Source organism: Clostridium sp. Marseille-P2415, assembly GCF_900155545.1.
Lineage (GTDB): Bacteria > Bacillota > Clostridia > Lachnospirales > Lachnospiraceae > Lacrimispora.
Genome location: NZ_LT732526.1, coordinates 579,060 through 601,775, shown reverse-complemented (window position 1 = coordinate 601,775; position 22,716 = coordinate 579,060). Strand labels below are relative to the sequence as shown.

Genomic DNA, 22,716 nt, shown 5'->3' with positions numbered 1-22,716 from the left:
TTTTACCTCACAATCAACAATGAATAATAGCCTGCGTCTTCCGGGATTTCATCCAGGGAATGATAGATCCGTTCCGACTGCATCCCGCAGTTCTCCACCATGACGGCGCTGGACCTGCATTTTCTGATTTCTTCCTTTACCGCTTCCATCTGTCTGCCCGCTTTCATGAGCACCTTTACACCGGAAAGCTTTAAAGCATCCTTTACCTGATAGGAAGCAGGGATGATGTGAAGCTCCTCTGCCCCCGATACCAGCGGAACCCCCAATCTGGCCGCAGCGGCGCAAAAGGAAGGAATTCCGCATTCCAGGCGGGTGGCATACCCCTCCTTCCAGAGCCTGTCCAGCAGATAACTGCAGGTTGAATAAATGCTTACATCCCCCAGCGTTATAAATCCCACGTCTTCTCCCCTGTCCAGATGTTCCATCACGGCCCTGGCCGCCAGGTCATGGCTTTCCTCCAGCACCTTTTTATCCTTTGTCATGGGCATGGGCAGATAAATGCATTCCTTTTCCTCTATTTCCGGTACCGCCTGCCTGGCGATCTGATATGCAGTACATAATTCCTTCTCTTTATGCGGAATAGCGATGATGTTTAATTCCCGGATCCTCTTTGCCGCTTTTAAGGTCATCAGCTCCGGATCTCCCGGCCCTACTCCGATCCCATACATGGTTCCAGCCATACTTTATCCTCCTGTTTATCCGTATCTCCGGTCATCCCGGCGAACAGCCCAATGAGTGCCTGTGCTTCCCGGCTCATTCCCAGTATCCCGTAAACGGTGGAAAATGTCACCACTTCCACCTTTATCCCGCCTGCCCAAAGGGAGGCAAATTTCTGTATTCTGTTTACTGCCTCTTCCATTACAGGCTCCAGTATTCCGTAATCCTTTAAAATCCCAGCGGCTTCCTCCATGGTATTTGCCAGAAGGATCTTATTTTTCAATTCCATCCCAATGCTGCTTCTTTTAAAGCTTTTCCCTTCCAATGAGGCAGCGGTACAGTCCCACAAAATTTCCATACGGCGGTCCCCATATTTGGAATGGGTATTGGATACACCTCCCGCGACCTTGATAAGCTTCCCGATATGCCCTGTAAGCAGGATCTGGCCGAAGCCCTCTTCTCCCGCCATCTCTAAGGCATCCCCGATGAAATTGCTGCAGGTGACTCCTTCTTCCATGAATAGGCCAAGAGCTTCCTTTATGAATGCCTCCCCATAATTTCCCGGAGTCAGAATGACCCGTCTGATGCCTGCCACCGCTTTCATATGCAGTTCCAGACGTATGGTAGCCGTAAGAGCCGCTTCGCTCATGGGGTTCACAATCCCGGTGGTTCCTAGAACCGAAAGGCCCCCTTTGATCCCAAGCTTTGGATTAAAGGTCTTCTCCGCCAGGTTTCTTCCCTCCGGCATCCAGATGCATATTTTTAAGGAACCCTCAAAACCGGCTTTCCTTCTCGCTTCCTCCACGCCATGGAATATCATGCTGCGGGGGACCGGATTAATGGCCGGCATACCCACGGGACAGGAAAGTCCTGGCCTTGTCACCAGTCCAATCCCTTCTCCGGCAGCCAAAAAAAGCGGACTTACGCCGTCCGCTTCTTCCCCGTTCCAACAATAACATCTTTTTACCGGCTCATCCTCTTTTCCATTAAAATATTCCACGGAGGCAAATACCAGGGCCTGATCCGTTACATCCGGATCATCTCCGGCATCTTTTTTAACCGCACAGACCGCTTTTTCCCGGTTTAAGGCGACATGGAAAAGGGATAAATCGGCAAACCTTCCTTTTGGCGTCATAAGCTCCATATGTTCCAGTTCACTTCCGGTAAGCAGCATGGCTGCTGCTGCCTTGGCAGCAACAGCGGCGCAGGTTCCCGTGGTGAATCCGCTTCTTAATTCGTGTTTTTCCATATTTTTTCCTCTTCGATGTACATTATAAAAGATTTTTGCTTATGGCGCAAGGAAATGTTTCCCTATGCTTCCTCTTCTTTCACAAGAGCGTCTTTTTTCAGTTCTCTTTTTCTTTTCGTAATCAGGCCCCCAATCCGTCCGCTTTCCTTTGCGGTCAGGCTGCGCCAGCCTCCATTTACCACTTTGTCGCCAAGACCAAGCTCCGTAGCGATTTCGAATTTAAGTATTTCCTCCGGCTTCATATTATGAGGATCAAATGGTTCATTTTTCTTTCCTTTTGACATATATTTGCATCTCCTTTCACAAATCTAAAGAGAGTATGCCCGCTGCCAGAAGAATTAAACGTAATTTTTTTCCGGTATTTTACAGGGAAAAGGCAGGACACAGCGGAACGGTTCATCCGCTATGGCCTGCCTCTTTTTCAGAATCCAAGCATTGAGATCCGCTTATCTCCTTGGAATAATGACAGCCGCTATAAAATATGCCACGATGCCTGCGCCTGAACAGCCTAACACCGCCCATAACAGGCGGATGATGGTAGTATCCACATCAAAATATTCTGCGATCCCTCCACATACCCCGCAAAGCATTTTGTCCGTATCGGAACGGTATAATCTTTTCTGATTGCCTTCCATTTGTATGTCTCCTTTCTTCCCTCTGACATGTAACTGTAGTCATTGTATTATAATTCATTCATAAAATCCACCTGGATCGCACCTGTTTCACATTCCAAATCCATGTTTTTGCCGGCTCCGTTATCCATTGTGTCCTTGCTTTTTAAGGCTGCGCTGCTTTCTTCGCCTATCTTTACCGCTCCCAGCCTGCACTGGATATCATAATTGTAATCTTCTTTTTTTCCAGCCAGCTCCATTCGAATGGCACCGACCCTGCATACCGCATCAATATTACCGGAAGTGGTTCCGGAAAAATCCACAGCACCCACATCACTTACAATGTTAAGATCTCCTGCATTGCCCTGACTGATCTTTATGGTGCCTGCCTTTGTTTCCAGGTTCATTTCATCAGCAGACAGAGACTGGGCCATGAGAACCGGAGCCGGCTCCTCCTGGTCTGAAGACCCATTGGAATGGGCCAGCTTCAAACTCACGCTGGAAAAATGGTAATCCTTAGGTACATGAATGGTAAACAGCAGTCCGGAATCGTCTCCGCTTCCTTTCCGGCCAGGGTATACCTGCAGTTCCAGTTTCTCATTCTCTTCAAACCGGCTCCAATGAGTTTCATCCCTGTTACAGAACACCCTGATCCTGTCACCAGCCGGATCCTCTACAAAGACCACGCTTCCTGCACGTGCGGCCACATCCAGTTTCTTTACTTCGGAAGAGGAATAAATTTCCTGTCCTTCCTCCGCTATATCCGTGTATTCCCGGCCATAATAATCATCGAGATCCTCCCAGAAACCGTCAAGAGTTATTCCCGGGATTTCCTTCCTCCACTGGACGGCCCTTTGGGGTACAACATCCAGCAAATCCCCGCCTAAGGCCGCTGCTGTGAACGCGATACCTCCGCCTATGAGAACGCAGATACCTCCGGCTATCAAACATATTTTTATAAACTTTTTCATGAACGGCCCCTCCTTCCATGAAATAATCCGCTAATGGCGTTCACGCAGCTCCGGAACAGAAAAGGCAGGAATTTTCCGTAAAAAGCGCCGCTGACAGCCAGTGCAAGAAGGCCGAGACCAAGAATCAGTATCCCCAGTCCCAAAAGCAATATCCCACTTAGGGGGTGGATAACCATGGAAACAATTCCGGCCAGAACCATGGCAACTCCGGCCACAAGGAGAGCGGCTGTTCCCGCACCGACCACGATGACCGCCGCCAGAAGGCAGCCAAGAAGACCGCTTACCAGTCCCATCATGCCGCCGCCTATTCCAAAAAGTATGGGTGACGCCGCAATAATTAGTAAAATCCATAAAACGGTTTTTACGATCCGGTTGGAATCCGCGGGACTGCCTTTTTTTGCGCGGCCCTTACCGGACTCCCTCTCATACTCCCTTTTATAATCCGAGGCTTCCGGGAGATCATACCGCTTTGCCATCTGAAAATTGGGATCTTTAAACCGTTCATCCTGATAACCGCTTTCCGTGAACTCTCCTCCATCCGCTAAATTGCCGGATATATCCGAACGGATAATGGAAGCAATGCGTTCCGGACTCCCAAATTCTCTGATGACTTCTTCTTCCTTTTCCGGCCCTGCTTCCTCCAGATAATCCCTGTAATATCCGATGGCTTCCACCTTTTCTTCATCGGGAATATCCGACAGCAGATATTCCAGCTCTCTCATAAACTCATCCCTGTTCATATATGTGCCTCCTCAAAAATCCGGGATATCTTCTGCGAATAGCCTTCCCATTCGCCTTTATAGAGATTCAATTGAACCCGTCCCTTTTCCGTAATTTTATAATATCTTCGGTTTCTTCCGTCAAATGCCAGATCATAGACCTCCAGGCACTCTTCCTTCTGCAGCCTGCGGAGTACCGGATACAGGGTTGATTCTGAGATCTCAATGACGTTCCTCACATCCTGTGTGATCTTATATCCATAGGTACCTTCCTGATCCCTTGACACAACCGCCAGGACAATGGCGTCCAATAGTGCTGCTCCTGTGTTAAAAACCATATGCCCACTCCTATCTTCGAATCTTAAAAAATCCGCTACCTGCTCTCATCCTTCGGCACCTTGGGAATAATTACCGCCGCGATGATATAAAGAATCAGGCTGCCTCCCATCAGGGAAAAGCCGAGGAACAAATGGAATAAATGACGCCATGGCTGGAGCAGCATCAGGAGAACCCATATAAGTCTGATCATGACAGGATCTACCTGAAGGTACTCTCCGATTCCACCGCACACACCGCAGATAACCTTGTTCTTCACGGACCGGTACAAACGTTTTCTCTCCACGACCGCCCACCTCCCTTTCTCTTTATGATGTACAAATATATAATATTATTTTTTGCTTTATATTATACCTCGTATAATATATATTATATGTTATATAATATTAGTTGTCAACACCTATTATATTTTTTTAAAGTACATCAAAACCTTTCTATAAGAAAGGGTCTGACTTGTCTGACTCCAGTGCTGCCGCGCTGCCTCTTCCGTGGCTTCTTCCTCTTAAACGTCATGAACCTCCCGCATGAATTGCTTTTTTATTTTATCGGGGAGCTCGGAGAATTTTCCTGTAAACAAAAAGGATCTGGCACGATCGTCCATGCCAGATCCTTTGGATATATTACAGGTTAAACGCCTTCCACAAGCGCTTAAAATAATCAGCAAATTTTGCTTCCCGGACCGCTCCCGCCGTCAATACGGGCACCTCTCCGATTTTTTCACCTCCCAGGGTATAAATCAAAGTTCCTGCCGTCTGCCCCTCTTCTACCGGCGCGGGAATGGAGGGTACCAGTTCCAGCTTCTTTTCAATGGCTGTAAAATCCTCCCCCTTAAGGCTTAAGTAGGAAAATGAACCGCCATATTTTAGAGGAACTTTATCCACCACTCCGTTATCCACTACCATATCAGGGAGAGGAAGCATTTCCTTATCTTCATACAGCTTGCAATTGGCATACCCATAATTCAGCAGGGTCTGCGCATCGGCAAACCGGACTTTATAGTCAGGAGCTGCCATAATGGAGGCGATGAGACGGACCCCATCCTTTTCCGCAGTAGCGGAGAGACAATATTTTGCCAGAGAGGTAGAACCCGTCTTTAATCCGGTTACATTAAAATTAGTAGCCATTTTTAACAGCTTGTTGGTATTGGAAAGGCCGAATTCCTTGGTCCCCTGCTTTGTCACATGGGTGATATTTTCCATCCATATGGTGGAATAATTATGAATCTGAGGATACTTATTGATCAGCTCTCTTGACATGAGTGCGATATCCCTGGCAGTTGTTACATGAGTCTGGGAATCAGTAAGGCCGCAGCAATCCTCAAAATGAGTGTTGGTCATCCCAAGCCCGGCCGCCCGCTCATTCATCATTTTTACGAATTCCTCTTCCGTACCTGCTATGTATTCTGCCATGGTTACGGAGGCGTCATTCCCTGATGCTATGACAATACACTTGATCAGGGTTTCCACCGTCTGGACTTCCCCCTCCTCCAAAAATACCTGGGAGCCTCCCATGGATTTTGCATGGGCGCTGGTCACAACCTCATCCGTAAGCTTGATCTTACCGGAGTCCAGAGCATCAAAGATCAGAATAAGCGTCATGATTTTGGTGATGCTCGCCGGACTCCGCTTCACATCCGCATCCTTTTCGTAGATAATCTGTCCGGTTGATGCTTCCATTAAAACGGCGCTGGGAGACTGCAAAGCCGGACCGCCTTCCGTATTCGCTTCCTTAGCCTCTTCTGCCTGGATAATCATGTCCGAGGCTACCGCTATATCCGGCACCTGCCCTGCCGCCGGCCGGCATAAACAGAAAAACAGCAAAAAGCAGCTTAAAACAATTGCCGTAACTCTCTTCATGGTTTTACACGATCCCCTGAAAAATTCCTTTGTACCATTGTATGGGATTGTTTCTTAAACATATGCCATTTTTTAGAAAAAAATTTACTGCCTTTTGATTTCATCTTCCCGGAAAGTATGCTATACTCGTACGGGGAGGGTTGATATCCTTTCGGTACCACCCCAATATTACAGAATTATGAGGTTACGTTATGAATCAACATTTCCGCAAACGGAATTTTGGCAGAGGCCGAAACCGCACGCTGCAGATTACCGTTATTGTCCTTCTTGGAATTTTCATTACTGCCGTTTTGGCTTTATGCGGCATTGCAATCAACAAAAAGCTCAAACACAGGCTGTTGCCCGCTGACTCTTCTGTCGCAGGGATTTCCTCAGAGAGCGAAGCGCAGACCCCCTCAAACGGAGAAGCTGCAACAGGGAAACCAACGGAAGAACAAAATCTGTTATCCCTCCTCTCTCAGGCAGAAGCACTTGCTGTTCAATACGATTACGAAGGGGCGATTAAACTGCTCAAATCCGATTCCCGTTATGCCGCAAAAGAAGAAGTGACATCTGCCATAGCCAGTTACGAGGCTGCCAAAGGTTCCCTGGTCCGGATCAATCCTCAGGATGTCACCCATATCTTTTTCCATTCCCTTATCATGGATACGTCAAAGGCTTTTGACGGGGACTCCAAGCAGGCCGGCTACAACCAGATGATGACTACAAAATCGGAATTTCTTAAAATCATGCAGTCCATGTATGACCGGGGATACGTTCTGGTGAGAATCCATGACCTTGCATATGAGACTACAGATGAAAACGGCAACCCCAAATTTGTATATGGGGATATCATGCTTCCAGAAGGCAAGAAAGCCTTTGTCCTGTCACAGGATGATGTATGCTATTACGAATATATGAAAGGGGATGGATTTGCCACCCGTATCATTATCGGAGAAGACGGTTACCCCACCTGTGAAATGCAGATGGATGATGGAAGTGTTTCTGTCGGAGACTATGATCTGGTGCCGATTCTTGAGAATTTCATAAAGACCCATCCCGGCTTCTCTTATAAAGGAGCCCGCGGAATCCTGGCACTTACCGGTTATAACGGAATCCTTGGATACCGGACGGACGAGTCCTATAAAGACACCAATCCCAACTATGAAGCAGACCGGGAACAGGCTGCAAAGGTGGCCCAGTCTTTAAAAGACCATGGCTGGGAACTGGCCTCCCACAGCTGGGGCCATCGGAATATGGGACAGATTTCCATGGAACATTTTAAGATCGATTCGGACAAGTGGAAACGAAACGTAGAGTCCTTAATCGGCCCCACCGATATTATCCTCTTCCCCTTTGGAAGTGATATCGGCAGCTGGACTCCCTACGCCGAAGATAACGAACGTTTTACATACTTAAAAGCTCTCGGTTTCCGCTATTTCTGTAACGTAGACGCCAGCAAAACCACCTGGATGCAATTGGGACCTGACCACTTCCGGCAGGCCCGCCGGAACTTGGATGGCTACCGGATGTATTATTACCCTGACAGCTTAAGTGATCTGTTTAACGTTCCTGATGTATTTGATCCGGCACGGCCGACGCCGGTGCCTCCCATGTAATTAAAAGAGCATCTCTACGAAAAACAGTGTATAAAAAATGAGCCTTGAATGGTCTTAAAAGCCATTTTCAAAGCTCATTTTTTATGCCATAAATACTATTTTATTTCGCAAGCTGCTATTCCTGCCGTTAAAACTGCACAATCTCTTTCACCGGCTGTGCGGGCACGACCGATTCTGCATACAGCACAGGCCCTTCTCCTTCATAATCCTTCCAGAACTCATATGCGATTTTAGCCCTGACACGGACCCACTGCCTGGTTTCAAGGTCCCTGGCTTCCCGGGCTTTCGTAACAAAGCCCAGGAACGTCATATCGTCTTCACAACAGGTCATGGCCATGCGTCCCGGCACAAAGTAATTTTGGGGAAAATCAGGAGTTTTTAAAACCATAGCTGTAAATTCTACGATTTTTCCTTCATAACGTTCCCTTCTTTCCATGCAGTCAATGTACCAGATCCCATAAGCCTCCGGTGATATGGTTACCACATCGGCACTTATGTCATAAGGCAGATCTTCATCGGAGATCTCATTGATTTCTCCCTCGGAATCCTCGAATACAATCTCACCACGGGGGCACATTGCCTTAAGGGTTCGGCGGTAGCCGGATAAATCATCAATTCCGTCACAGCGGTTGCAGATAATCATCTCTGAATTGCGCACCATGGAATAAAGAAGCGGTTTCATATTGGCCGCATAGAGATCAAAGGTGGACATATCGATCAGGGTGATCTGCTGATAAATCTTCCAGTCATCGGGAAGCTTCAGCTCATCCAAGTTCCACATGCCGTTCCACTCGATCAGAACCCGCTCCGGATTATAGAGCAGTTCCAGTTCCAAAAGCCTGTCCAGATTCAGTTCCTCTATGCTTTCAATAAACACGCCTGCTGTCCGGTTACGCTTTAACAGTTCCATATCATATTCGGTTTCTCCGTCCTCACAGACGATCAACAGAGATTTCCCATCAGACTTAAAATAATCCTGCTCCATGGTGAACTGAAGGAACTGGGTCTTTCCTGATTCCAAAAATCCATTGATAAGGAACACCGGCATAAATTCGTCTTGCATTGTATCCGTGTTACTCATGATTTCCTCTTTCCTGCCCTTTTTCTCAGGGCATATAGGCATCCCTGTCAGGGGTTCCCTCCATTCTGCTTACCTTCCAAAGGCCTTTTTAAGCTCCTCTTCTTTTAAGTTCGCTCCGATCACGCATACCTTACCGGTATATTCAGGCGCTCCGTCACGGATTTCGTACTGTTCCGGAACTAAGTCAAAGTAAAGCCATGTGCCTTTTTCCTCACCCGGGATCATGCCCTTTGCACGGAGAACATCTCCAAAACCATCTCCATAGGCCAGCTCATCAAGAATCTTATCCAGCTCTTCTTTGGCCACGGCCGGTACGTTCTCAAGGCCCCAGCTGTTGAATACCTCATCCGCATCATGGTGGTCATGGTCATGACCGCAGCCGCATTCCCCATCATGATCATGATGATGGTGGTCATGGCCGCAGCCGCAGCCTTCCCCTTCCTCATGATCATGGTGATGGTGCTCATGGCCGCAGCCGCAGCCTTCCCCTTCCTCATGATCATGGTGATGGTGCTCATGGCCGCAGCTGCATGCTTCCCCTTCCTCATGGTCATGGTGATGATGGTGCTCTTTTACCTCATTCATCAGCTCCTCTGCCATGGTATCCGGCTTCCCGATGATCTCAAGAAGCTGCTTTCCGCTCAGCTCCTCACACGGAGTCGTTACAACAGAAGCCCTGGGATTCAACTCCCGCACGATTAGAACCGCCTGATCTACCTTGTCAGCCGGGGCGATATCGGTACGGCTCAATACAACCGTTCCTGCGTTCTCGATCTGATTATTGAAAAACTCTCCGAAATTCTTCCGGTACATTTTGCATTTCTGGGCATCCACAATGGTGACTGCGCTGTTTAAGGTCACTTCCAGCTCAGAAGCCACATCAATAACGGCCTTCATAACATCAGACAATTTGCCCACTCCGGATGGCTCAATGATGACACGGTCCGGATGGTATTTTGTCAGAACCTCTTCCAGTGATTTTCCGAAATCACCAACCAGAGAGCAGCAAATACAACCGGAATTCATTTCCCGTATTTCGATACCGGCATCCTTTAAAAACCCTCCGTCAATCCCAATCTCACCAAATTCATTCTCAATCAGGACAACCTGCTCTCCGGCAATGGCTTCCTGCAGTAACTTCTTAATAAAGGTTGTTTTTCCAGCTCCAAGGAAGCCGGAGATAATATCAATCTTCGTCATATCAATACTTACCTCTTTTCTTTCCAGAGTTTTACATGAAACTACAACTACTTATTGTGTCACAAACTTAAAATAAAGTCAAGCAGAGGCCAGGTGGTTTTATGATACATATTGTTTAAAAATTATCAATTTTTTAAAAACATGTTTAAAAAGCTTGAAATTTAACAATAATGTGATAAAATACATGGCAACTGCTTTGACAAAGGTCAAATGTGTGCACCAAATAATTTAAAGGAGATTTCTACCATGGAAAAAAGCGGCGTAAAAGAATTCCTCAAGAGGAAAAACGTCACAATTACCGTCCAGACCTATCTCATTGACGCATTGGGTGCTATGGCATTTGGCCTTTTTGCGTCTCTTTTGATCGGAACCATTTTCGGTACACTGGGCAAGCAATTCAATCTTAACATTTTTAATGTCATTGCGGATTATGCAAAAAGCGCCACCGGAGCCGCCCTTGGCGTTGCGATCGCTTATGCGCTCCACGCTCCTGCTCTGGTCCTGTTTTCCGCTGCAACCGTTGGAATTGCCGGTAATTCCCTGGGCGGTCCTGTCGGGGCTCTTGCCGCAACAGTCATTGCCACAGAACTCGGTAAAATCGTTTCAAAGGAAACCCGGCTGGACATACTGGTCACTCCCGGCGTGACCATCATTTCCGGGGTCCTCATCGCCCAGTTTGTAGGGCCCGGGGTAGCCGGCTTCATGGATTGGTTCGGTACCCTTGTAAAAACAGCCACCGAACTGCAGCCGCTATTCATGGGAATTCTGGTATCAGCCCTGATCGGCATCGCCCTCACCTTGCCCATCAGCAGTGCGGCCATCTGCATTGCCTTGTCCCTTGACGGTCTGGCGGGCGGGGCGGCAACAGCAGGCTGTTGTGCACAGATGATCGGCTTCGCCGTCCTTTCCTTCCGTGAAAACGGGGTGGGCGGTCTCATGGCCCAGGGCCTGGGTACCAGCATGCTGCAAATGGGGAACATTGTGAAAAACCCAAAAATCTGGATAGCCCCCACCTTGACTTCCATGATAACCGGTCCCATTGCCACCATGGTATTCCAGTTAAAAAACATCCCTGCCGGCTCCGGTATGGGTACCTGCGGGCTGGTTGGCCCCATCGGCGTTTATACAGCAATGGGGGGCGGCAGTTCCATGTGGCTTGGAATTTTGTTCGTCTGCTTCCTGCTTCCTGCTCTGCTCACCTTTCTATTCGGGGAAATACTCAGGAAAATGGGCTGGATAAAATTGGGCGACTTAAAACTGGACTTAAAATAAAAAGAAAATCAGAAAAGGAAAGCAGCGGCTTCCCAAAGCCGCTGCTTTCTCCCGTTTCATACCGGTTTATCTTTCTCTTTTTTATTCCCAAGGGCGCAATGACCGCAGCCGCCTCCGCAATGCCCGCAGTTGCAGCCTCCTTTATTTTTTAAAACCTTTCTGGCCGCAAAATACACCAGGACCAGGAGAATCAGGGCAATAACAATCGTCGGACCATTGGCCGTTAACCATGTAAACATAACAATCCCCAAGCTTTCTTATCTACTTAAGCTCTTTTAATATATGTTCAATATGCTCTTTTTTTCCAATGACCATCAAATGCTCCTGGGACTGGATCACATAATCCGCAGGCGGCATAAGCTGTGCTCTGCCCTCCCTTTTGATTCCCAGGACGCTGATATGATACCGGTTCCGGATATCCACTTCCTTAATCGACTTGTGTACCCATTCCGGAAGCGGAGGGATCTCATAAATAGAATATTCCGGCGTCAGCTCAATGTAGTCAAAAACATGATCGGCACTGTAACGGCCCGCCAGCTTCTCAGCGATATCCCGGTCCGGATAAATCACCTCATCGGCACCATTGCGCAGCAGGAACTTTGCATGTATATCACGGTTTGCCTTACTGATCACACGCCTGCCTCCCAGTTCCTTAACCAGACTGGTAATTTCAAGACTGCTCTGAAAATTTGTCCCGATACAGACAAAGCATAAATCGAAATTGGCAATCCCCAGACTTCTTAAAACGGTTTCATTGGTACAATCTCCAATCTTTGCACTGGTAACATAAGGAAGCAGATCCTCCAGGCATTCCTCCTTCTGATCCACGATCATGACATCATTGCCGAGTCTTGCCATATTAAGGCAAAGATGATGGCCAAACCGGCCGAGTCCAATAATTAAAATTGATTTCATGGTTTTACTCCTTTTTATCTAACCTACATTAATTGCTTCTACCGGTTGTTCTATATGAACCTTGCGCTGGCTTTGAACAAATGCCAGGGCAAACGATAAGCTTCCGATTCTTCCGCTGTACATCAGGATAATAATAATCACCCGTGATACGGAATAAAGATCTCTGGTAATGCCTGTGGTCATTCCTACTGTTCCGATGGCAGATGCCGTTTCAAACAGTATGTCCGAAAATCCCAGAGGCTGAATTGCCATAATGACAAGGGAAGCAGTAAGCGCAAGGAACAGGTTGATCGTTAAAATGGTACCTGCACGCTTAATGGCCTCCTCTTCCAGGCGCCTTCCGAAGATGTTGACTCCATAAGTCTGCTTGATATTGGAATACACGCACATAAGGAGGACAAACAATGTGGTCGTCTTAATTCCGCCAGCTGTTGACCCGGGGCTCCCTCCGATGAACATGAGGATTATGGTAAGCAGCTTGCTTCCATCGGTCAGTGCCGCCGTATCGGTGGTATTAAAACCGGCTGTCCTGGCCGTCACAGAGCTGAACAGGGATGTCAATATCTGCCCGCTCACATTCATTCCCACCAGGAGGTTGTTTCGTTCCAGCAGATAGAAAAGGAACCCTCCCCCAAAAACCAGGGTCACGGTACTCACCAGAACGATTTTGGTATGAAGCATGTATTTTCTGAAATGCAGCTTATTCCGGTACAAATCATCCCACACGATAAAACCGATGCCTCCAATGATGATCAAGGACATTATGACCAGATTCACCAGCCAGTCATCATAATAGGCTACAAAAGAGCTGTAGGGCTTCTGATTTCCCATTAAATCAAATCCGGCATTGCAGAACGCGGAAATGGCGTGGAAAATACCGTAAAACAAACCCTTCCAGAACCCATACTGCGGGATGAAACGGATTGCCAGAAGAACAGCTCCGGTCCCTTCAAAGATACAGGTTCCTTTTATAATCCTTTTTGCCAGCCTCACCACACCGCCGATCTGCAGGGTATTCACGCTTTCCTGTAAAAGCCCTCTCTCCTTCAGTCCTATCTTTCGCCGCAGGACAATGGAGATGAACACTCCTACCGTGATAAACCCAAGACCTCCGATCTGTATCATTGTCAGAATCACCAGCTGTCCGAATAAGGACCACTGGGACCAGGTATCCCTGACTACCAACCCGGTCACACAGGAAGCACTGGTCGCGGTAAACAGGCAGTTTAAAAAATTCTCAGACTGCCCATCCCTGCTGGAGATGGGAAGCATCAAAAGAAGCGCTCCCGTCATAATCAGGCAAAAAAATCCATATGCAATAAACTGTGTCTGGCTCACGTGCCGTCTGGCACGTTTCAATTGTTTCTCTTCCATGATCCTCTTACTGTCTCTCCTCTTTTCTTATGATACCATATTCCTGTTTTGTATTCAGGCTTTTGTATTCATTTTCAATCTCCTATCTGATTCCATTCGCATAGTATAGCACACTTTGTGCAATAGGAAAAGGTTCGATTTTGCATTTAAACAAGAAAAACCTGTAAAAAACATCAGAAGCAAAACCTTCTGCTGCCCTTTACAGGCTTCCTGGCTCTTTTCTCTTATTTTTTTACCTTCTGCTGAATCTGCCTGCTGGTTTCTTTTACCAGCCCGGAAGGCTCGTAGACCTCATCATCAAATAAAAACTGGTGAAGCCTTTTTACGTTTTCCTCCAATGTCACTGGAATGACACAATCTTTTTTCCCGATTTTTACGTCCTTTAGTTTCGATGGAAAGCCTTCGGTCTCAGTTAAATGAAACCGTTTTGCATTTTTCATCAATGGAAGCATATCTTTCATGCCAATGCTGGTGGATATCTGGGGAAGCACGGCAGTGACCACCCGGTTTAAGGTGGACAAATCCGCTTTTCTGGCCTTTTCAAGCGCCAGATCTGCAACCTCCCTCTGCCGTTCCGTCCGCTTGAAATCCGTATCCATTTTCCGAAGCCTTGCGTAAGCGACTGCCTGGACGCCGTCCAGATGGTTGGGCCCTTCCTTTTTTAAATGATGGGATCCCACACCGGTAGCTTCCACGGTTTCCGTAATGAAACCATTGATGACCCGAAACTCCTCATGACTGATATCCACATCGATTCCTCCCAGAATATTGATGGCATCCGCTACTGCCTTCCAGCTGAATGAGGCATAATCGTCTATGCTTAAATCCAGATTTTCCGTCAATGCCTCAATCGCCTGTTTTGGCCCGCCATTGAAATATGCCTCGTTGATCTTATCATACCGGCCCTTCTGGTCTATCTTTAAATACGTGTCACGGTAGACAGAGACCATTCGTATTTCCCCGGTACCCAGATTTACATTGAGGATCATCTGCATATCCGATCTGGTCCCTTTCCCTAAGTTTCCTTCCCTGGAATCCACGCCGAACACGGCCAGTGTCCAGTATCCCTCCATTTTTTCCTGGGTTTCTATACTAATATTCGTATTTTGAATCTGAGGCATTTCCGCTTGGGGAAGCTTTTGCGGCAAATGCATGATATTCCAGGCATATCCCAGCATAGTCCCTATAAGGGCCGCCCAGACGGCCGCAATCAGGATCAAGCCCCATTTAAAGTATTTAGCCATGGTTCCTCCGTTTTATCAACAAATAAAAAAAGAAGAGATACTCACTCTTATCTCTCCTTAATTTTCCTTTTTTTTAAAATTTTATTCAAAAACATGTTTGATCTCATCCGGATGATCGATGATGTACCTGGGATGAAACGCCTCTAACTCATCCCGGTCACGAAATCCCCATGTAACGGCAGCCGTGTCCATACCGGCGTTGATACCGGTCCGCATATCGGTATTGGTATCTCCAAAATAAAGGCACTCCGAAGGCTTCGCATGAAAACTCTCCGCTGTCATCAAAGCACCTGAAGGGTCCGGCTTGCATTTCACTCCGTTCCCTTCCCCTGTGATCAGGTCAAAAAAGCCCGTTCCATAAACGGCCTCCACGCATTCAACTGCCTGTTCATGCCCTTTGTTGGTCAACACTCCTATTTTTATTTCCTTTTCTTTTAAGAATTTTAAAAACGGCCGCATTCCATCGTAAGGCTCCACCTGGTAAAGACAGTTTTTCTTAAATATTTCCTCATAAACGGCCAGTGCTTCCCCGTAATGAACCAGCTTTTCATCCCCGGAATAAATAAGAGCCCTTTCTACCAGCTTTTTAAATCCATCCCCGACAAACTGCTTGGTGTGGGCCTCATCAACCGGCTTATATCCGAAATGCTCCATGGTCTGACTGATGGAATAGGCCAGGGAATGAATGGTATTGATAATGGTTCCATCCAGATCAAATATACAACACTTATACATATCTCTCTCCTTCCCTCTTTCTTGCCCTTTCATTATAAATCATAATATCTTAAAAATCCAGCTCTCCTGCCTTTTTGAATAAGGGCCTTATTTCTGCCCATACTAATGATGTCCGAATATCAAAAGAAATGGGAGAATGTTATGAAAAAAAATTTGAGATATTGGGCCATTGGCTTTATTCTGGCATTTACCGTCCTGCTGGTCGCCACCTTTACTTCGGTTAACTGGATCAAAATCCGAAAATCCAACCAGTCCAAAATCCCATCCGAAAGCGTCCAGGGGGCTGTTTCTACCGTTTCCGTTACCCCAGGGGCAAATCCGTCAGTGGAGGTAAACCGCAACTTAGACAACGTTTCAGCCGAAGACAATGTCAACCGTTATCTGTCCAGGCAGGATGAAATCATGACGGATATGATGCAGGCAATGAAAAACATTCCGAAATCAGGAAATGCCTCCATTGATTTCTTAAATGGAATGGTCCTTCATCATGAATCCGCCATTTTGATGTCAGAAGCCTATCTCTCTTACGGCAGCAGCGATGACAAGCTGAAAGGCATGGCAGAACATATCATCCCGGCCCAGCAGGCGGAAATTACCAGAATGCAGGATCTGGCAGATAAATATGGCTCGGAAGGCCACAACAATGAGGATAAGGAAAGTGCCTATCTGGAAGACTACCACGGCTTTTTAAACCGCGGCCAAAAAATGGATAAATCCAATGCTTCCAGCCTCGGCCACGCTTTTGCAGACGGCATGATAAAACATCATCAAATGGCAGTGGAAATGGCAAAATCCATACTGGAATACACAGATTATGAAGAAATCCGCACCCTGGCCCAGAACATCATAACCGTTCAGGAGCAGGAAATCAATGAGATGCGGGATTTCACCCAATAAGCGCCCGCTGTTAAAGCAGATGATAATAGGGGCAGATGTCTTCGTAATGGCCATCCTTCATTAAAAATCCCCCTGGAATCACCCCAAGCTGCTGAAAGCCCAGCCGCTCGTACAGGCGCCTGGCCGAAGTATTGGTGGCAACGACCGCATTGAACTGCAGGATCCGAAAGCCAAGCTTCTTACCCTGAGTCAGACAATGATTAACCAGACGCTCTCCGATATGGTGACCCCTGCACTCTGCGCTTACCGCATAGCTGGCATTGCATATGTGCCCGCATCTTCCCACATTGTTGGGATGCAGAATATAAAGACCGCACAGCTTCTTTGCTGCCGTATCCTCTGCTACGGCAGCAAAACTTTGTTCTGCAAAAAATGACTGCCCGGTCATGCTGTCAAGACAGGTTTCCTGGGGAAATGCATTTCCCTCTAAAACAATCTGATTCCATAAGGCGGTCATTTCCGGAAGATCCTTATCTTCGTAAGGTCTGATTACAATATCCAATTCTTACTCCTCCAATCTTTCATCCATTTTAATAAGTATACCGAATGGACAGGGGTTCGTAAAGCTCTTTTTCCTGTCAACAGCAAAGCGCCACAGCCTGCGGGCCGTGGCGCTTAAATATATTATTCTGCCTGTATATTCTTTTTCAGTGCGGCCAATACAACGCAGCCCACAGCAGAACCAATGATAATGGCTAACAGGTATCCAAACGGATTTCCAATAGTAGGAAGAACGAATATCCCTCCGTGAGGCGCCCGAAGGGTACAGCCAAATGCCATGGAAAGTCCGCCCGCCACTGCAGAGCCTATCATGCAGGAAGGAATCACACGGATCGGGTCTGCTGCTGCAAATGGGATAGCTCCCTCTGAAATAAAGGACAGTCCCATGATATAGTTAACCAGACCGGACTGACGCTCTTTATCTGTAAATTTCTTCTTAAAAAATGTGGTGCAAAGAGCAATGGCGATCGGAGGAACCATGCCCCCTGCCATGACAGCCGCCATAATATCAAAATTACCTTCTGCCAGCTGGGCCGTGCCGAACACATAAGCCGCCTTGTTCACAGGGCCGCCCATATCCACGGACATCATGCCTCCCACAACGACACCGAGAATGATCTTGCTGGTGCCGCCCATTCCGTTTAACAGGCTTGTGAGTCCATCATTGATCGCACCTACAAACGGATTGATGAAGGTTGTCACCACGGATACCAGTAAAATACCGATCAGCGGATAGAGGAGGACAGGCTTGATTCCTTCCAAGGATTTTGGAAGCCTTCTGAATGCCCTCTTAAGCATCAGCACAATGTATCCGCCGATGAAGCCGGCTAACAGAGCGCCCAGAAAACCGGAGTTCACATTTCCGCCTGCCGGATTTGCAAATGTAGCGCCCATTTTAGCTACAAGTCCGCCCACAAACCCTACCGCCAGACCCGGACGGTCGGCAATGCTCATGGCAATGTATCCGGCCAGAACCGGAAGCATCATGCCGAAGGCCTGCTCCCCAATGGTCTTTAAATATGCGGCAAGGGGGGTGTTTTTACCAAAATTAGAAGGGTCTATGGAATAATCATCAAATAAGAAAGCCAGAGCTATGAGGATTCCTCCGCCGATTACAAAAGGAAGCATGTGGGATACGCCATTCATCAGATGCTTATAAACGGAATGACCGATTCCTTCCTGCTCATTGCCCTCTCCCTGGGAAACAGCTCCCGAATGGTGGTAAACAGGTGTTTCCCCGCTCACCGCCCGTTTAATCAGCTCTTCTCCCTTTTGGATTCCTTCCGAAACAGTAGCCATGACCACACGTTTCCCATCAAAGCGGGCCATATCCACGTTTTTATCGGCTGCTATGACGATCCCGTCCGCTGAGGCGATCTCAGCCTTTGTCAGGGCATTGCCTACCCCTTCCGCCCCGTTGGTTTCCGCTTTGACCGGAATTCCCATTTTCTTCCCCAGCTTTTCCAAGTTCTCGGCTGCCATAAAGGTGTGGGCAATTCCGGTCGGACAGGCCGTAACAGCCAAAACACGGTATCCATTTGTAGCCTTTGGAGCATCCGAAGTTTTTTCTGCAGGCTTCTTTTGGTACCGTTCGGATTCCTTGTCATCGATAAGCCGTAAAAATTCTTCCTTTGAACCGGCTTTTATCAAATCATCTTTAAAATCAGGATCCATGAGCAAGGTAGAAAGCCTGGACAATGCCTCCAGATGAACATCCGCTTCCCCCTCCGGCGCAGCGATCATGAATATCAAATGGGCGGGGGAACCGTCAAAGGCTTCGTAATCCACCCCTTCCGGTACCACGATGGCGGCAAGGCCCGGTTCCTTCACCGCCGCTGTCTTAGCATGGGGGATCGCAATCCCGTCACCCACAGCCGTGCTACCCAGCGCTTCCCTCGAAAGAATGCCTTCTTTGTATCCTGCCTTGTCGTTCAGCCTACCGCCTGCATCCATTAAGCCCACCAGCCGGTCAATGGCGGCTTCCTTATCAGAAACCTTCACGCCCAGTTCTACGCTTTCCTTTTTTAACAATTCTGTAATCTTCATTAAAACCCCTCCATTGATAATTCTTCATACAGTTTCAGAATATCTTCCTTACCGGCAAGCCCTTCGGAAAAAGCGCTGGCGCTTCCAGCGGCACTTCCAAGGCGCAGGGCATGCTCATAGCTTCCGTTTTCCAGGAAACCGGCTATAAAACCGGCTACCATGGAATCTCCGGCACCAACGGAATTCTTGACCGTTCCTTTCGGAACTCCCATCCGGTATACCTTCGACTCCTCGGTGATGAGAATGGCTCCGTCTCCTGCCATGGAGACCAGCACGTTTCCGGCTCCTTTGTCCTGCAGGCGCTTCCCATAATCAATAATCTCTTCCTCCCCGCGGAGCGTTACGCCAAACATCTCACCCAATTCATGATTATTCGGTTTAATCAGGAATGGATGATAAGGAAGTACATTGATAAGCAGGTCTTTCGTCGCATCCACCACGATACGGACTCCCCTTCCGTCTAACTGCTTCATGATCCGCTCATAGATGTCATCGTCAATGGATTTCGGAATGCTTCCGGATAAAACCAGCACATCCTCTTTTTTTAAACAGTCCAGCTTCTCAAAAAGGCGTTTCACATCTTCCCCGGTGATTTCAGGCCCCATGCCGTTGATCTCTGTCTCTTCCCGGGATTTAAGCTTCACATTGATTCTGGACATGCCTTTTTCCACCCGGATAAAATCCGACTGAAAGCCCAGGCTTTTAACTCCCCGTTCAATCTCCTGCCCGGTAAATCCTGCCACAAAACCCAGTGCAATATTCCCGTATCCCAAAGCCGCTAAAACCGCAGATACGTTTAGTCCTTTTCCCCCACAATAGATGCTTTCCCGCTCAGTCCGATTGACCGTTCCCAGCGTGAAGTGATCTACCTTTACGACATAATCCAAAGCCGGATTAAATGTTACGGTGTAAATCATATGTCACCTTTCCTTTTATCTATAAAATTTTATTTCTTCCCTCGCTTATAATATAATACGATTGCTTTATTTCGTCAATATGTTTCTTCAAGAAATATTATTTCTTGCACTGTTTCAGCAGTTTGCACAATTATCAGTGTTCCCGAAAACAGGCCGGAGTATGTTCCCTCCTGCTTTTTGTTTTTCATCGGATAATAAAAAAGCTCCCGGTACGGCAATGTATATGCAAACATGCCGTACCCGGGAGCCTTCCTGGGCTTGTTTAAAGCCGTCATAAATGAGGCTTTATTTTTTATCATCAGAAATCGCAATCTCATGGCGCCTGATATGGTCATGGGAATCCTTTATGCTGACAGATAAAAACAAATATAATATTTCAATCACAGTTGTAGCTGTCACTCTGGAAAAACAGAACTCTCCCAAAAGCAGCTTTTCTCTGGTAGCCGTGGTAATGTGATAATCACAGGCCTGTCCAAGCGGTGAGGAGACATTGTTCGTTACCGCTATGATTGGGGTGTGGTTTTCCTTTGCCACAGCCGCAAGAGTCATGAGGCGTTTGGAAAAACCTGAATTGGAAATGATGATGATTGCATCCTCTTCCCTTAAATTACAGGTATAGGCCATCTGCGTTTCCCAGATAGTCCCTGATACAGCCGGTATTCCAAGCTGATTGAATTTAAAGGAACCATCCAGGGCAACCGGTATGGTGTTCCCAACAGCCACAAGCTGCACCGTTCTGGCATGTTCAATCACGTTCAAAATCCGGCTTAACTCATCCGGGTCCATCATGGATATGGTCTGGGTCAATTCCGCCACCTTATTGGCCAGAATATTCTGAAGAGACTGAGCAATGTTATCACGGCTGATATCATTGGACACTTCAATGGAATTCCCCTGCTCTTCCGCCACCTCTTTCGCCANCTCAGCCTTTGTCAGGGCATTGCCTACCCCTTCCGCCCCGTTGGTTTCCGCTTTGACCGGAATTCCCATTTTCTTCCCCAGCTTTTCCAAGTTCTCGGCTGCCATAAAGGTGTGGGCAATTCCGGTCGGACAGGCCGTAACAGCCAAAACACGGTATCCATTTGTAGCCTTTGGAGCATCCGAAGTTTTTTCTGCAGGCTTCTTTTGGTACCGTTCGGATTCCTTGTCATCGATAAGCCGTAAAAATTCTTCCTTTGAACCGGCTTTTATCAAATCATCTTTAAAATCAGGATCCATGAGCAAGGTAGAAAGCCTGGACAATGCCTCCAGATGAACATCCGCTTCCCCCTCCGGCGCAGCGATCATGAATATCAAATGGGCGGGGGAACCGTCAAAGGCTTCGTAATCCACCCCTTCCGGTACCACGATGGCGGCAAGGCCCGGTTCCTTCACCGCCGCTGTCTTAGCATGGGGGATCGCAATCCCGTCACCCACAGCCGTGCTACCCAGCGCTTCCCTCGAAAGAATGCCTTCTTTGTATCCTGCCTTGTCGTTCAGCCTACCGCCTGCATCCATTAAGCCCACCAGCCGGTCAATGGCGGCTTCCTTATCAGAAACCTTCACGCCCAGTTCTACGCTTTCCTTTTTTAACAATTCTGTAATCTTCATTAAAACCCCTCCATTGATAATTCTTCATACAGTTTCAGAATATCTTCCTTACCGGCAAGCCCTTCGGAAAAAGCGCTGGCGCTTCCAGCGGCACTTCCAAGGCGCAGGGCATGCTCATAGCTTCCGTTTTCCAGGAAACCGGCTATAAAACCGGCTACCATGGAATCTCCGGCACCAACGGAATTCTTGACCGTTCCTTTCGGAACTCCCATCCGGTATACCTTCGACTCCTCGGTGATGAGAATGGCTCCGTCTCCTGCCATGGAGACCAGCACGTTTCCGGCTCCTTTGTCCTGCAGGCGCTTCCCATAATCAATAATCTCTTCCTCCCCGCGGAGCGTTACGCCAAACATCTCACCCAATTCATGATTATTCGGTTTAATCAGGAATGGATGATAAGGAAGTACATTGATAAGCAGGTCTTTCGTCGCATCCACCACGATACGGACTCCCCTTCCGTCTAACTGCTTCATGATCCGCTCATAGATGTCATCGTCAATGGATTTCGGAATGCTTCCGGATAAAACCAGCACATCCTCTTTTTTTAAACAGTCCAGCTTCTCAAAAAGGCGTTTCACATCTTCCCCGGTGATTTCAGGCCCCATGCCGTTGATCTCTGTCTCTTCCCGGGATTTAAGCTTCACATTGATTCTGGACATGCCTTTTTCCACCCGGATAAAATCCGACTGAAAGCCCAGGCTTTTAACTCCCCGTTCAATCTCCTGCCCGGTAAATCCTGCCACAAAACCCAGTGCAATATTCCCGTATCCCAAAGCCGCTAAAACCGCAGATACGTTTAGTCCTTTTCCCCCACAATAGATGCTTTCCCGCTCAGTCCGATTGACCGTTCCCAGCGTGAAGTGATCTACCTTTACGACATAATCCAAAGCCGGATTAAATGTTACGGTGTAAATCATATGTCACCTTTCCTTTTATCTATAAAATTT

At 47.6% G+C, this 22,716-nt stretch carries 25 protein-coding genes; 3 read left to right on the top strand and 22 right to left on the bottom strand.

The annotated features are described in order from the left end of the window. Positions 1-2: 2 nt before the first annotated feature. The 9 genes from cobI to BQ9856_RS07715 form a co-directional block, all read right to left on the bottom strand. The gene (gene cobI, locus BQ9856_RS07755) at positions 3-680 is read right to left on the bottom strand and encodes a precorrin-2 C(20)-methyltransferase (RefSeq protein WP_077610519.1); all 678 of its coding nucleotides are present in this window, start codon (positions 678-680) and stop codon (positions 3-5) included. Further along, positions 650-1,906 (bottom strand): cobalt-precorrin-5B (C(1))-methyltransferase CbiD, encoded by a 1,257-nt coding sequence (gene cbiD / locus BQ9856_RS07750; protein ID WP_077610518.1) that lies wholly within the window; start codon positions 1,904-1,906, stop codon positions 650-652. Before cbiD ends, cobI begins: the two co-directional genes overlap by 31 nt. A 62-nt stretch (positions 1,907-1,968) precedes the next feature. Beyond that, positions 1,969-2,190 carry a small, acid-soluble spore protein, alpha/beta type gene (locus BQ9856_RS07745; protein WP_077610517.1) on the bottom strand — a complete coding sequence of 74 codons (222 nt, stop codon included), beginning with the start codon at positions 2,188-2,190 and terminating at the stop codon, positions 1,969-1,971. A gap of 162 nt (positions 2,191-2,352) precedes the next feature. Beyond that, positions 2,353-2,541: a PspC domain-containing protein gene (locus tag BQ9856_RS07740; RefSeq protein ID WP_077610516.1), complete on the bottom strand. Its 189-nt coding sequence runs from the start codon at positions 2,539-2,541 to the stop codon at positions 2,353-2,355. 47 nt (positions 2,542-2,588) lie between these two features. Further along, positions 2,589-3,488, bottom strand: a complete 900-nt coding sequence (locus BQ9856_RS07735; protein ID WP_077610515.1) for a DUF4097 family beta strand repeat-containing protein — start codon at positions 3,486-3,488, stop codon at positions 2,589-2,591. Beyond that, on the bottom strand, positions 3,485-4,228 hold the full coding sequence (locus BQ9856_RS07730; RefSeq protein ID WP_077610514.1) for a DUF1700 domain-containing protein: 744 nt from the start codon (positions 4,226-4,228) through the stop codon (positions 3,485-3,487). Before BQ9856_RS07730 ends, BQ9856_RS07735 begins: the two co-directional genes overlap by 4 nt. Then, positions 4,225-4,545, bottom strand: a complete 321-nt coding sequence (locus tag BQ9856_RS07725; RefSeq protein ID WP_013273079.1) for a PadR family transcriptional regulator — start codon at positions 4,543-4,545, stop codon at positions 4,225-4,227. Before BQ9856_RS07725 ends, BQ9856_RS07730 begins: the two co-directional genes overlap by 4 nt. A gap of 35 nt (positions 4,546-4,580) precedes the next feature. Next, positions 4,581-4,829, bottom strand: a complete 249-nt coding sequence (locus BQ9856_RS07720) for a PspC domain-containing protein (protein ID WP_077610513.1) — start codon at positions 4,827-4,829, stop codon at positions 4,581-4,583. A gap of 334 nt (positions 4,830-5,163) precedes the next feature. Beyond that, complete coding sequence (locus BQ9856_RS07715; RefSeq protein ID WP_077610512.1) at positions 5,164-6,399, bottom strand: D-alanyl-D-alanine carboxypeptidase family protein; 1,236 nt, start codon at positions 6,397-6,399, stop codon at positions 5,164-5,166. A gap of 191 nt (positions 6,400-6,590) precedes the next feature. Here BQ9856_RS07715 and BQ9856_RS07710 point away from each other — a divergent pair, with 191 nt between their 5' ends. Further along, positions 6,591-7,997: a polysaccharide deacetylase family protein gene (locus BQ9856_RS07710; RefSeq protein ID WP_077610511.1), complete on the top strand. Its 1,407-nt coding sequence runs from the start codon at positions 6,591-6,593 to the stop codon at positions 7,995-7,997. A 127-nt stretch (positions 7,998-8,124) separates the two neighbouring features. On the opposite strand, the gene BQ9856_RS07705 is transcribed toward BQ9856_RS07710, so the two are convergent. Together BQ9856_RS07705 and BQ9856_RS07700 are read right to left on the bottom strand one after the other, a co-directional pair. Next, entirely contained in the window at positions 8,125-9,078 is a 954-nt protein-coding gene (locus tag BQ9856_RS07705; protein WP_235839176.1) for a TIGR03943 family putative permease subunit, read from the bottom strand. Positions 9,079-9,147: 69 nt separating this feature from the next. Next, on the bottom strand, positions 9,148-10,278 hold the full coding sequence (locus BQ9856_RS07700) for a CobW family GTP-binding protein (RefSeq protein ID WP_077610510.1): 1,131 nt from the start codon (positions 10,276-10,278) through the stop codon (positions 9,148-9,150). 246 nt (positions 10,279-10,524) lie between these two features. Between BQ9856_RS07700 and BQ9856_RS07695 the strand changes: the two genes are divergently transcribed. Continuing rightward, on the top strand, positions 10,525-11,550 hold the full coding sequence (locus BQ9856_RS07695) for a PTS transporter subunit IIC (RefSeq protein WP_077610509.1): 1,026 nt from the start codon (positions 10,525-10,527) through the stop codon (positions 11,548-11,550). A gap of 56 nt (positions 11,551-11,606) precedes the next feature. Here BQ9856_RS07695 and BQ9856_RS07690 read toward each other — a convergent pair whose 3' ends face one another. The 5 genes from BQ9856_RS07690 to BQ9856_RS07670 form a co-directional block, all read right to left on the bottom strand. Beyond that, positions 11,607-11,789, bottom strand: coding sequence for a FeoB-associated Cys-rich membrane protein (locus BQ9856_RS07690; RefSeq protein WP_077610508.1), 183 nt, complete (start codon positions 11,787-11,789; stop codon positions 11,607-11,609). 22 nt (positions 11,790-11,811) lie between these two features. Next, positions 11,812-12,465: a potassium channel family protein gene (locus BQ9856_RS07685; protein WP_077610507.1), complete on the bottom strand. Its 654-nt coding sequence runs from the start codon at positions 12,463-12,465 to the stop codon at positions 11,812-11,814. Positions 12,466-12,483: 18 nt separating this feature from the next. After that, positions 12,484-13,839, bottom strand: coding sequence for a TrkH family potassium uptake protein (locus BQ9856_RS07680; RefSeq protein ID WP_077610506.1), 1,356 nt, complete (start codon positions 13,837-13,839; stop codon positions 12,484-12,486). Between the two features lie 224 nt (positions 13,840-14,063). Further along, a complete protein-coding gene (locus BQ9856_RS07675) occupies positions 14,064-15,083 on the bottom strand; it encodes an LCP family protein (protein ID WP_077610505.1) in 1,020 nt (339 codons plus the stop codon). Positions 15,084-15,164: 81 nt separating this feature from the next. After that, positions 15,165-15,818, bottom strand: coding sequence for an HAD family hydrolase (locus BQ9856_RS07670; RefSeq protein ID WP_077610504.1), 654 nt, complete (start codon positions 15,816-15,818; stop codon positions 15,165-15,167). A 141-nt stretch (positions 15,819-15,959) separates the two neighbouring features. On the opposite strand from BQ9856_RS07670, the gene BQ9856_RS07665 reads away from it, so the two are divergent. Further along, the gene (locus tag BQ9856_RS07665; RefSeq protein ID WP_077610503.1) at positions 15,960-16,715 is read left to right on the top strand and encodes a DUF305 domain-containing protein; all 756 of its coding nucleotides are present in this window, start codon (positions 15,960-15,962) and stop codon (positions 16,713-16,715) included. Between the two features lie 10 nt (positions 16,716-16,725). On the opposite strand, the gene BQ9856_RS07660 is transcribed toward BQ9856_RS07665, so the two are convergent. From BQ9856_RS07660 to pfkB (BQ9856_RS07635), 6 genes are all read right to left on the bottom strand, one after another. Beyond that, positions 16,726-17,217 (bottom strand): GNAT family N-acetyltransferase, encoded by a 492-nt coding sequence (locus BQ9856_RS07660; protein ID WP_077610502.1) that lies wholly within the window; start codon positions 17,215-17,217, stop codon positions 16,726-16,728. A gap of 122 nt (positions 17,218-17,339) precedes the next feature. Further along, entirely contained in the window at positions 17,340-19,262 is a 1,923-nt protein-coding gene (locus BQ9856_RS07655) for a PTS fructose transporter subunit IIABC (protein ID WP_077610501.1), read from the bottom strand. Continuing rightward, positions 19,262-20,179 (bottom strand): 1-phosphofructokinase, encoded by a 918-nt coding sequence (gene pfkB / locus BQ9856_RS07650; protein ID WP_077610499.1) that lies wholly within the window; start codon positions 20,177-20,179, stop codon positions 19,262-19,264. The genes BQ9856_RS07655 and pfkB (BQ9856_RS07650) overlap by 1 nt, the downstream gene beginning before the upstream one ends. 74 nt (positions 20,180-20,253) lie before the next feature. After that, positions 20,254-20,478 (bottom strand): hypothetical protein, encoded by a 225-nt coding sequence (locus tag BQ9856_RS07645; RefSeq protein ID WP_077610498.1) that lies wholly within the window; start codon positions 20,476-20,478, stop codon positions 20,254-20,256. Beyond that, complete coding sequence (locus BQ9856_RS25695) at positions 20,465-21,769, bottom strand: fructose PTS transporter subunit IIA (protein WP_077610500.1); 1,305 nt, start codon at positions 21,767-21,769, stop codon at positions 20,465-20,467. The genes BQ9856_RS07645 and BQ9856_RS25695 overlap by 14 nt, the downstream gene beginning before the upstream one ends. After that, entirely contained in the window at positions 21,769-22,686 is a 918-nt protein-coding gene (gene pfkB, locus BQ9856_RS07635; protein WP_077610499.1) for a 1-phosphofructokinase, read from the bottom strand. Before pfkB (BQ9856_RS07635) ends, BQ9856_RS25695 begins: the two co-directional genes overlap by 1 nt. Positions 22,687-22,716 lie beyond the last annotated feature (30 nt).

Bases quoted from the DNA above. Each gene is read 5' to 3' on its own strand.
- BQ9856_RS07655 (WP_077610501.1), bottom strand. From the start codon at position 19,262: ATGAAGATTACAGAATTGTTAAAAAAGGAAAGCGTAGAACTGGGCGTG.
- BQ9856_RS07665 (WP_077610503.1), top strand. From the start codon at position 15,960: ATGAAAAAAAATTTGAGATATTGGGCCATTGGCTTTATTCTGGCATTT.
- cbiD (WP_077610518.1), bottom strand. From the start codon at position 1,906: ATGGAAAAACACGAATTAAGAAGCGGATTCACCACGGGAACCTGCGCC.
- BQ9856_RS07735 (WP_077610515.1), bottom strand. From the start codon at position 3,488: ATGAAAAAGTTTATAAAAATATGTTTGATAGCCGGAGGTATCTGCGTT.
- BQ9856_RS07705 (WP_235839176.1), bottom strand. From the start codon at position 9,078: ATGAGTAACACGGATACAATGCAAGACGAATTTATGCCGGTGTTCCTT.
- pfkB (WP_077610499.1), bottom strand. From the start codon at position 22,686: ATGATTTACACCGTAACATTTAATCCGGCTTTGGATTATGTCGTAAAG.
- BQ9856_RS07725 (WP_013273079.1), bottom strand. From the start codon at position 4,545: ATGGTTTTTAACACAGGAGCAGCACTATTGGACGCCATTGTCCTGGCG.
- BQ9856_RS07745 (WP_077610517.1), bottom strand. From the start codon at position 2,190: ATGTCAAAAGGAAAGAAAAATGAACCATTTGATCCTCATAATATGAAG.
- BQ9856_RS07680 (WP_077610506.1), bottom strand. From the start codon at position 13,839: ATGGAAGAGAAACAATTGAAACGTGCCAGACGGCACGTGAGCCAGACA.
- BQ9856_RS07645 (WP_077610498.1), bottom strand. From the start codon at position 20,478: ATGATAAAAAATAAAGCCTCATTTATGACGGCTTTAAACAAGCCCAGG.
- BQ9856_RS07740 (WP_077610516.1), bottom strand. From the start codon at position 2,541: ATGGAAGGCAATCAGAAAAGATTATACCGTTCCGATACGGACAAAATG.
- BQ9856_RS07710 (WP_077610511.1), top strand. From the start codon at position 6,591: ATGAATCAACATTTCCGCAAACGGAATTTTGGCAGAGGCCGAAACCGC.
- BQ9856_RS07700 (WP_077610510.1), bottom strand. From the start codon at position 10,278: ATGACGAAGATTGATATTATCTCCGGCTTCCTTGGAGCTGGAAAAACA.
- BQ9856_RS07730 (WP_077610514.1), bottom strand. From the start codon at position 4,228: ATGAACAGGGATGAGTTTATGAGAGAGCTGGAATATCTGCTGTCGGAT.
- cobI (WP_077610519.1), bottom strand. From the start codon at position 680: ATGGCTGGAACCATGTATGGGATCGGAGTAGGGCCGGGAGATCCGGAG.
- pfkB (WP_077610499.1), bottom strand. From the start codon at position 20,179: ATGATTTACACCGTAACATTTAATCCGGCTTTGGATTATGTCGTAAAG.
- BQ9856_RS07695 (WP_077610509.1), top strand. From the start codon at position 10,525: ATGGAAAAAAGCGGCGTAAAAGAATTCCTCAAGAGGAAAAACGTCACA.
- BQ9856_RS07715 (WP_077610512.1), bottom strand. From the start codon at position 6,399: ATGAAGAGAGTTACGGCAATTGTTTTAAGCTGCTTTTTGCTGTTTTTC.
- BQ9856_RS07670 (WP_077610504.1), bottom strand. From the start codon at position 15,818: ATGTATAAGTGTTGTATATTTGATCTGGATGGAACCATTATCAATACC.
- BQ9856_RS07690 (WP_077610508.1), bottom strand. From the start codon at position 11,789: ATGTTTACATGGTTAACGGCCAATGGTCCGACGATTGTTATTGCCCTG.
- BQ9856_RS07685 (WP_077610507.1), bottom strand. From the start codon at position 12,465: ATGAAATCAATTTTAATTATTGGACTCGGCCGGTTTGGCCATCATCTT.
- BQ9856_RS07675 (WP_077610505.1), bottom strand. From the start codon at position 15,083: ATGGCTAAATACTTTAAATGGGGCTTGATCCTGATTGCGGCCGTCTGG.